Source organism: Phenylobacterium sp. (assembly GCF_041913825.1).
Taxonomy (GTDB): Bacteria; Pseudomonadota; Alphaproteobacteria; order Caulobacterales; family Caulobacteraceae; genus Phenylobacterium.
This window is the reverse complement of sequence record NZ_JAYSEO010000008.1, coordinates 1-7734: the sequence shown is the minus strand read 5'-3', so window position 1 is coordinate 7734 and position 7734 is coordinate 1. Positions and strand designations below refer to the sequence as shown.

At 72.3% G+C, this 7734-nt stretch carries 8 protein-coding genes and 1 pseudogene; 7 read left to right on the top strand and 2 right to left on the bottom strand.

The annotated features are described in order from the left end of the window. The 7 genes from ACE3Q8_RS07920 to ACE3Q8_RS07890 all read left to right on the top strand — a co-directional run. Window positions 1–529 (top strand): DsbA family protein (locus tag ACE3Q8_RS07920; RefSeq protein ID WP_374469721.1); only part of this gene is annotated, 529 nt, incomplete at its 5' end. 15 nt (window positions 530–544) lie between these two features. Further along, window positions 545–3949: an AAA family ATPase gene (locus ACE3Q8_RS07915; RefSeq protein WP_374469720.1), complete on the top strand. Its 3405-nt coding sequence runs from the start codon at window positions 545–547 to the stop codon at window positions 3947–3949. 170 nt (window positions 3950–4119) lie between these two features. Further along, window positions 4120–4479 carry a F0F1 ATP synthase assembly protein I gene (locus ACE3Q8_RS07910; RefSeq protein ID WP_374469719.1) on the top strand — a complete coding sequence of 120 codons (360 nt, stop codon included), beginning with the start codon at window positions 4120–4122 and terminating at the stop codon, window positions 4477–4479. A gap of 15 nt (window positions 4480–4494) precedes the next feature. Then, complete coding sequence (locus tag ACE3Q8_RS07905) at window positions 4495–5280, top strand: F0F1 ATP synthase subunit A (protein WP_374469718.1); 786 nt, start codon at window positions 4495–4497, stop codon at window positions 5278–5280. Between the two features lie 55 nt (window positions 5281–5335). Continuing rightward, window positions 5336–5563, top strand: coding sequence for a F0F1 ATP synthase subunit C (locus ACE3Q8_RS07900; protein WP_257815053.1), 228 nt, complete (start codon window positions 5336–5338; stop codon window positions 5561–5563). A 68-nt stretch (window positions 5564–5631) separates the two neighbouring features. Continuing rightward, complete coding sequence (locus ACE3Q8_RS07895) at window positions 5632–6246, top strand: hypothetical protein (RefSeq protein WP_374469717.1); 615 nt, start codon at window positions 5632–5634, stop codon at window positions 6244–6246. Next, entirely contained in the window at window positions 6246–6749 is a 504-nt protein-coding gene (locus ACE3Q8_RS07890; RefSeq protein WP_374469716.1) for a F0F1 ATP synthase subunit B, read from the top strand. The genes ACE3Q8_RS07895 and ACE3Q8_RS07890 overlap by 1 nt, the downstream gene beginning before the upstream one ends. Window positions 6750–6816: 67 nt before the next feature. Here ACE3Q8_RS07890 and ACE3Q8_RS07885 read toward each other — a convergent pair whose 3' ends face one another. Both ACE3Q8_RS07885 and ACE3Q8_RS07880 read right to left on the bottom strand, forming a co-directional pair. After that, window positions 6817–7218 carry a hypothetical protein gene (locus ACE3Q8_RS07885; RefSeq protein WP_374469715.1) on the bottom strand — a complete coding sequence of 134 codons (402 nt, stop codon included), beginning with the start codon at window positions 7216–7218 and terminating at the stop codon, window positions 6817–6819. Window positions 7219–7443: 225 nt separating this feature from the next. Further along, window positions 7444–7734: pseudogene (locus ACE3Q8_RS07880) on the bottom strand (aminomethyl-transferring glycine dehydrogenase subunit GcvPB); the annotation flags it as partial.

Here is a 7734-nt window from a genome sequence, read left to right as displayed (position 1 = left end):
CGCCGCGCCGGGTGACATGAGCCTCGGCGATCCCAAGGCGAAGGTCAGCGTGGTGGAGTACGCCTCGGTGACCTGCTCGCACTGCGCGGCCTTCAACGCGGAGGTCTTCCCGGCGTTCAAGGCCAAATACGTGGATACGGGCCGCGTCCGCTACACCCTGAAGGAGCTGCCGACGCCGCCCCAGCAGGTGGCGGTCGCCGGCTTCCTGCTCGCCCGCTGCAACGGCGCGACCCCGGACCGGTACTTCAAGGTGGTCGACGAGGTGATGCGCAGCCAGCCGCGGTGGAAGGCGGGCGCCATCAAGCCGATCCTGCAGGAGATCGGCCGCGCCAACGGGGTGAGCGACGCCCAGTTCGACGCCTGCCTGACCGACGAGGCGCAACTGGCGGCCATGGAGGCCCGGATCGAGCGCGCCGTCAGGGAAGACGGCGTGCAGGGCACGCCCACCTTCTTCGTCAACGGCAAGCCGGTGGACGTCCACACGCTGGCCGACCTGGACGCGGCCATCGCCGCGGCGGGGAAGAAGTAGGGAGGCCGCCGGGGCGTGCACTTCCAGCGGCTGCGCCTTGCGGGCTTCAAGTCCTTCGTCGATCCGACCGAGTTCAGGATCGAGCCCGGGGTCACGGGCATCGTCGGGCCGAACGGCTGCGGCAAGTCCAACCTGCTGGAAGCCCTGCGCTGGGTGATGGGCGCGAACTCGGCCAAGTCGCTGCGGGCCGGCGGCATGGACGACGTGATCTTCGCGGGCGCCGCCAACCGGCCCTCGCGCAACCACGCCGAGGTCTCGCTGACCATCGACAACGCCGACCGTACGGCGCCGGCGGCGTTCAACGACAGCCCGGTGATCGAGGTGGTCCGGCGGATCGACCGCGGGGCGGGATCAACCTACAGGATCAACGGCCGCGAGGTCCGCGCCCGCGATGTCCAGCTTCTGTTCGCCGACGCCTCCACCGGCTCCAACTCGCCGGCCCTGGTACGGCAGGGGCAGATCTCGGAGCTGATCGCGGCCAAGCCGCAGAACCGCCGCATGATCCTGGAGGAGGCCGCCGGCGTCTCGGGCCTGCACACCCGCCGGCACGAGGCCGAGCTTCGGCTGCGCGCGGCGGAAGCCAATCTCGCGCGGCTGGAGGACGTGGGCGGCGAACTGGAAGCCCAGCTCAACAAGCTGAAACGCGAGGCGCGCCAAGCGGAGCGGTACAAGAAGCTGTCGGCCGAGATCCGCGCGCTGCAGGGCGCCGTGCTCGTGGCGCGCTGGAACGAGGCCCGCGAGGCGGCCGAGCGGCTGCGCTCGGAAGCCGCCGCCGCCGTCCGCGCGGTGGAGGACACCGCCCGGGCCGCCGCGGCCGCCACCACCCGGGCGGCGGCCGCCGAAGAGGCGATCAAGCCGCTGCGCGAGGCCGAGACCATCGCGGCGGCCATCCTGCACAAGCTCGCCATCGACAAGGACCGGCTGGACCGCGAGGACGAGGCCCACGCGGCCGAGCTGAAGCGGCTGACCGAGGAGGTGGCGCGGATCGAGGCCGACCAGGCCCGCGAGGCGCACATCGTCGAGGACGCCGACGCGGCGCTGAAACGGCTGGCCGAGGACCTGGCGGCCGTGGAGGCGGCGATCGCCGCCGCGCCGGAACGGACGCCGGAACTGGAGGCCGCCGTCGCGGCGGCCGAGGCGGCCCGGGCCGCGGCCGAGGCCGAGGTGGAGAAGCTGGCCGCCCAGGCCGCCGTCGAGGAGGCCCAGCGGCGCGCCGCCGCCCAGCGGGTGGAGGAGGCTCAGGGCCGGTTCGCCCGGACGAAACGCGCGCTCGACCAGGCCCGCAGCGAACGCGCCGCCCTGAACGCCCAGGCGAGCCCGCAGGCGGCCGAAGCCCGCGCCGAACTCGGCCGGCTCGAGGCGGCGCTGACGGCCGCCCGCGCCGCGCTGGAGGCCGCCGAAGAGGAGCGGGCGAAGGCGATCGAGGCGGAGAGCGCGGCGCGCGACGGCGGGCGCAAGCTCGAGGAGCAGCTCGGCCGGCTGACCGCCGAGGCCCGCGCGCTGGCCGGACTGGTCGCCCAGGCGCGCCGCGGCGGCTTCGCGCCGGCCCTGGATTCCGTGGCCCCCGAGCGCGGCTACGAGAAGGCCCTGGCCGCGGCGCTGGGCGACGATCTCGACGCCGCCCTCGATCCCAAGGCGCCCGCCTACTGGGGTGGCCGGGAGGTGGACGCGGCGACGTGGCCGCAGGGCGCGGTCCCGCTCGGCCCGCTGGTGAAGGCGCCCGAGGCGCTCGCGGCGCGGCTGAAGTTCACCGCCCTGGTGGAGCGCGCCGACGGCGACCGGCTGCAAGCCCTGCTGCCGCCGGGCGGGCGGCTGGTGTCGCGGGAAGGCGACCTCTGGCGCTGGGACGGCTTCACCGCCCGGGCCGAGGCGCCGAAGCCGGCGGCCGTGCGGCTGGAGCAGAAGACCCGCCTGGCCGAGGTCGAGGCCGAGATCGAGAAGCTGGAGCCGCGGGCCACGACCGGGCGCGAGGCCATGGCGCAGGCCGCCGCGCGCCTGAAGGCCGCCGAGGAGGCCCTGCGCAACGCGCGGCGCGAGCCGCCGCCGCTGGAGCAGAAGCTCGGCCAGGTGCGGGCCAATGTGGAGCGGTTCGAGCGCGAGGCCGCGCGCCGCGAGGCGCACGCGGCCTCCCTGGACGATGTGATCCGCCGCTTCGAAGCCGAGTACGCCGAGGTGGAGGCCGCGCTGGCCGCCGCCACCGAGGCCGCCGCGGGCGCGGGCGCCGCCTCGGGGCGCGCCCGGGAGGCGGCGGCGGCCGCCCGCACGGCCCTGGACGTCGAGGTGCGCGAGCGCGCCGGCCGCGAGCGGCGGCGGGAGCAGCTCACCCGCGAGCGGGACGACTGGGCGCGGCGCGCCCAGGCCGCGGCCAAGCGGCTGGAGCTGCTCGCCGAGGCCCGCGGCAAGGCCTTCGCCGACCTCGAGCGGGTGCGCTCCCAGCCCGACACCCTGGCCGAGCGCCGCGCGGTCCTGCTGGACGACCTCGCCGCCGCCGAGGCGCGCCGGGCGAAGTCTTCCGATGCGCTCGCCGGCGCCGAGCGCGAGCGGGCGGAGGCCGAGCGGGGCCTGCGGGCCGCCGAGGCCCAGGCCGCCGAGGCGCGCGAGGTGCGCGCCAGCCTGGCCGCCCACGCCGAGGCCGCCATCCAGCGGCTGCAGGAGGTCACCGCCCAGATCCGCGAGACCGCCCAGGCCGAGCCGCTGGAGCTCGCCAAGCGGCTGGCCGACGAGGCGGTGGCCATCCCCGGCGACGCCGGCGGCATGGAGGCGCACCTCTACAACCTGGAGCGCCAACGCGAGCAGATCGGCCCGGTGAACCTGCGCGCCGAGGAGGAGGCGGCCGAGCTGTCCGGCCGCCTGCAGGGCATGATGAGCGAGAAGGCCGACCTGACCGGCGCCATCGCCCGCCTGCGCCAGGGCATCGACGAGCTGAACCACGAGGGCCGCGAGCGGCTGGTGGCGGCCTTCGAGGTGATCAACGGCCACTTCAAGACTCTGTTCGAGGCGCTGTTCCAGGGCGGCCAGGCGGAGCTGCGGCTGGTGGAATCGGACGACCCGCTGGAGGCCGGGCTCGAGATCTACGCCTGCCCGCCGGGCAAGCGGCTGGCGACCATGAGCCTGATGAGCGGGGGCGAGCAGGCGCTGACCGCCTCGGCGCTGATCTTCGCGGTGTTCCTGGCGCAGCCCGCGCCGATCTGCGTGCTGGACGAGGTGGACGCCCCGCTCGACGACGCCAACGTCGACCGCTACTGCAACATGATCGACGAGATGCGGCGTCGCACCCAGACGCGCTTCATCGCCATCACCCACAACCCGGTGACCATGTCGCGGATGGACCGGCTGTTCGGCGTGACCATGGCCGAGCGTGGCGTTTCGCAGCTCGTCAGCGTCGATCTGAAGCAAGCCGAGGCGATGGCGGCCGAGTAGGCCGGAGGTTGTCGCTGCGGCAATGTGTGGCGACGCTAAAACGCAAGTAAAGTCAACGCTCTAAGAAGCTGTCGCCCAGCCTTGACGCACCGCAGCGCGGTCTATAGGTTCCGCGCGACTTTCAAGCCCCCTCCGCCGCGGCGACGCGGCGGGCCGTTGGCGTATCGCCCATGCCGAACCCGGACGAATCGCGTGATGAGGCGCTCCAGCGCCTGAACGCCCGGGCCAAGGCTCTGGAGGCGCGCCAGGCGCAGCAGGTGTCTCACGACGCCGCCGCGGCCAAGGTCTCGGGGTACGGGTACCGGCTGATCGGCGTGCTGATCGGCGGGGTGTTCGTGGGCCTGGCGTTCGGCGCGATCGCCGACGTGGTCCTGGGCTCCCGACCCTGGGGCATGATCGTCGGAGTCCTGGTGGGCTTCGGCGTGTCGATCTGGATGGCGGTCCGCTCTGCCCAGCAGATGTCGGCCGAGGTCGCGAGGGAATACGGTCCGCCCGCGGACCTGCCCCCGGACGACGAAGACGAAGATTGAGGAGTTCGAGGCGGCATGGCCGACCCGATGCACCAGTTCGAGGTCACGAAGATCGTTGACCTCCCCGATTTCACGATCCCCGGCCTCGGCCGGATCGACATGGCGTTCACCAACTCGACGCTGGCGATGACGCTGGCGGCGGGCCTGATCGTGGCGTTCTTCGCCGCGGTGACCGCCAAGCCCGCCGTGGTGCCCGGACGGCTCCAGCTCATCGGCGAGGGCGTCTTCGGCTACATCGACAACCTGACGAGCAGCATCATCGGCCACGAGGGGCGGAAGTTCTTCCCCTATGTGTTCACGATCTTCCTGTTCGTCCTGGTGATGAACCTGCTGGGCATGTTCCTGGTGTTCACCGCCACCTCGCAGCTCGCGGTCACCGCGACGCTGGGCATCATGACCATCCTGCTCGTGCTGATCGTCGGCTTCGTCCGCAACGGCGCGGCCATGTACAAGCTGTTCGTCCCCGCGGGCGTGCCCTGGTACATGCTGATCCTGGTCACCCCCATCGAGTTCATCTCCTTCGCCCTGCGCCCGGTCACCCTGGCCCTGCGTCTGTTCGGCAACATGCTGGGCGGCCACGTGGCCCTGAAGGTGTTCGCCGGCTTCGTGGTCTCGCTCGGCGCGCTGGCCGCCGGCGGCGGCCTTGGCCTGCTGGCTATCCCGGCCGCGGCCCTGTCGCTGGGCGGCGTCGTGGCGCTCACCGCGCTCGAGTTCCTCGTGGCCTTCCTGCAGGCCTTCGTCTTCGCGGTTCTGACCTGCGTCTACCTCAACGACGTGGTCAACCTCGGCCATCACCACTGACGGCCGGACCTGAAACCCTCAACACTTCAACCTTCTGAACTAGGACTAGGACACCATGGAAGCGGAAGCGGCTAAGTTCATCGGCGCTGGCCTCGCGACCCTCGGCATGATCGGCGCGGGCATCGGCGTGGGCACCATCTTCGGCGGGTTCCTGCAAGGCGCGACCCGCAACCCGTCGGCGGCCGGCGGCCAGTTCACGAACCTGATCCTCGGCGCGGCTCTGACCGAAGCCCTGGGCATCCTGGCCTTCGTGCTCGGCCTGCTGATCCTCTTCGCCGCCTAAGACAGTTCCGCAGAACGGCGGCTCCGGTCCGGAGCCGCCCGTCAGCGGCCTAGGAACACTTGCCTCCGATGGCTACGACCCCCACCCACACGGGTGACCACGACGGCAACCCCGCCGCCGAGGCCGCGGAAGCGGTCCACGGCCACGAGGTGCCGGCCGGAACGTCCGAAGTCGCCCAGCACGGCGGCGAAGGCGGCGGCCTGCCACAGTTCCGTTTCGAGTACTGGGGCGGCCAGATCGTCTGGCTGCTGATCCTGTTCGCGCTGCTCTACGTCCTGCTGGCCCGGGTCTTCGTGCCCCGGCTGCGCAGGGTCGTGGACACGCGGGCGGAGACCATCGCCGGCGCTCTCGAGGAAGCCCGCCGCGTGCAGGCCGAGGCTGACGGCCAGGCGGCCGCGGCCCAGGCCGAGATCGCCCAGGGCCGCGCCGAGGCCCGCCGCGTGGCGGCCGACGCCCAGGCCAAGGCCGCGGCCGAGTTCGCCGCCCGCCAGGCCGCCGAGGACCAGCGCCTCGCGGCCCAGATGGACGAGGCCGAAGCCCGGATCCGCGCCATGCGCGACCAGGCCATGAGCAACGTCCAGGGCATCGCCGCCGACACGGCTCAGGCGATCGTGGAGAAGCTGACCGGCGCTGCGCCCTCGTCCGCCGAGGCCGCCGCCATGGCCCGTCAAGGAGCCGCCTGATGCCCGCCTTCCTGAATCCCGCGGAAGCCGAGTTCTGGGTCTTCATCGGTCTACTGATCTTCCTGGCGATCGTGATCTTCGTGGCCAAGGCCCCGAAGGCCGTGGCCGGGATGCTCGACGCCAAGTCGAAGGCGATCCAGTCGGACCTCGACGAAGCCGCGCGCATCCGCCAGGAGGCCGAGCGCCTGCTGGCCGACCTGCGGGCGGAGCGCGCCAAGGCCGAGTCCGACGCCAAGGCGATGCTCGAGCAGGCCCAGGCCCAGGCCCGCGCCTACGAGACCGAAGCCAAGGCGAAGCTCGAGGAGAGCCTCAAGCGGCGCCAGGACATGACCGAGCGCAAGATCGCGGAGGCCGAGCGCCGGGCGATGGACGAGGTCCGCGCCGCCGCCGCCGACCTGGCGGTGCAGATGGCCGAGCAGGTGCTGTCCGGCCGCGTCGCCGGCGCCACCGCCGACCCGCTCGTGGACCGCGCGATCCCGCAGCTCGCCGCCAAGCTCCAGTAGCCTCGGCGAGCGCGCAGCAAAGACAAAGCCCCGGAGCGTGCTCCGGGGCTTCTTCTTGTGGGGTGGTTTAGGCCTCGCCGCCGAAGTGGCGCTTCACGAAGTGCCGGCCGCGGACGCCGACCCGGTACCGCTTGGGCAGGGCGAAGCGCTCCACGCGCAGGTACTGCTGCCAGAAGACCGAGGCGATCTCGGGCTCCTTGCGCATGAGCCGGCGGATCGGGTGCACCACCCGGGGCCACCGCCGGTGGGCGCGGATGAAGATCTTCTTGGCCTTGTAGGAATTGCGCAGGATCACCACCAGGCCGACGGCGATCACCGGGATCCCGCCCGGCCCCGGCAACGGCGCGATCACCACGCCGGCCACCACGATCATGCCGCCCAGCACGACGAGCCCGCCCCGGACGAGGCGGCTCAGGATCTCGGGGGCGAGATCGGTCGAGGCGCGCGGACGCGCGCGCGGGGAGGGCATGGCCAGAGACATTTTGGTACCCGAGAGCGCGCGGGGGCTTGGGGAGGTTCCCACCGCTACGCTCACCCGATATGCGAACGCCCCGAAGACTCGTAAAGGCGCAGGCGCGTTAAATTTTGCTAACGGGAGCCTATTCCCCAGCGCATGGCGCCGAAGACACAGTTCCCGTTACCGAAGTGACACAGACGGTTTAGCGGTCCTTAATGGCCGCCGCCGTGACCGTCGTCACTCCGCCGCGTGAGCGGCCGCCGGCTCCGGCTTCCAGGTCAACTTCGGCTTCCGGGCCGCCTGTGTCTCGTCGAGCCGGCGCAGCGGGGCGAGGAACGGCGCGCCCTTGAACCGCTCCACGTCGCCGGCCTTGGCGACCTTGGCGAGCGCCAGCAGCGCTTCGCAGAAGCGATCGAGCTCGGCCTTGGACTCGGTCTCGGTTGGCTCGATCAGCATGGCTCCGTGGACGACCAGCGGGAAGTACATGGTCATCGGGTGGAAGCCCTCGTCGATCATCGCCTTGGCGAA

Bases quoted from the DNA above. Each gene is read 5' to 3' on its own strand.
- ACE3Q8_RS07910 (WP_374469719.1), top strand. From the start codon at position 4,120: ATGCCGAACCCGGACGAATCGCGTGATGAGGCGCTCCAGCGCCTGAAC.
- ACE3Q8_RS07905 (WP_374469718.1), top strand. From the start codon at position 4,495: ATGGCCGACCCGATGCACCAGTTCGAGGTCACGAAGATCGTTGACCTC.
- ACE3Q8_RS07900 (WP_257815053.1), top strand. From the start codon at position 5,336: ATGGAAGCGGAAGCGGCTAAGTTCATCGGCGCTGGCCTCGCGACCCTC.
- ACE3Q8_RS07895 (WP_374469717.1), top strand. From the start codon at position 5,632: ATGGCTACGACCCCCACCCACACGGGTGACCACGACGGCAACCCCGCC.
- ACE3Q8_RS07890 (WP_374469716.1), top strand. From the start codon at position 6,246: ATGCCCGCCTTCCTGAATCCCGCGGAAGCCGAGTTCTGGGTCTTCATC.
- ACE3Q8_RS07885 (WP_374469715.1), bottom strand. From the start codon at position 7,218: ATGCCCTCCCCGCGCGCGCGTCCGCGCGCCTCGACCGATCTCGCCCCC.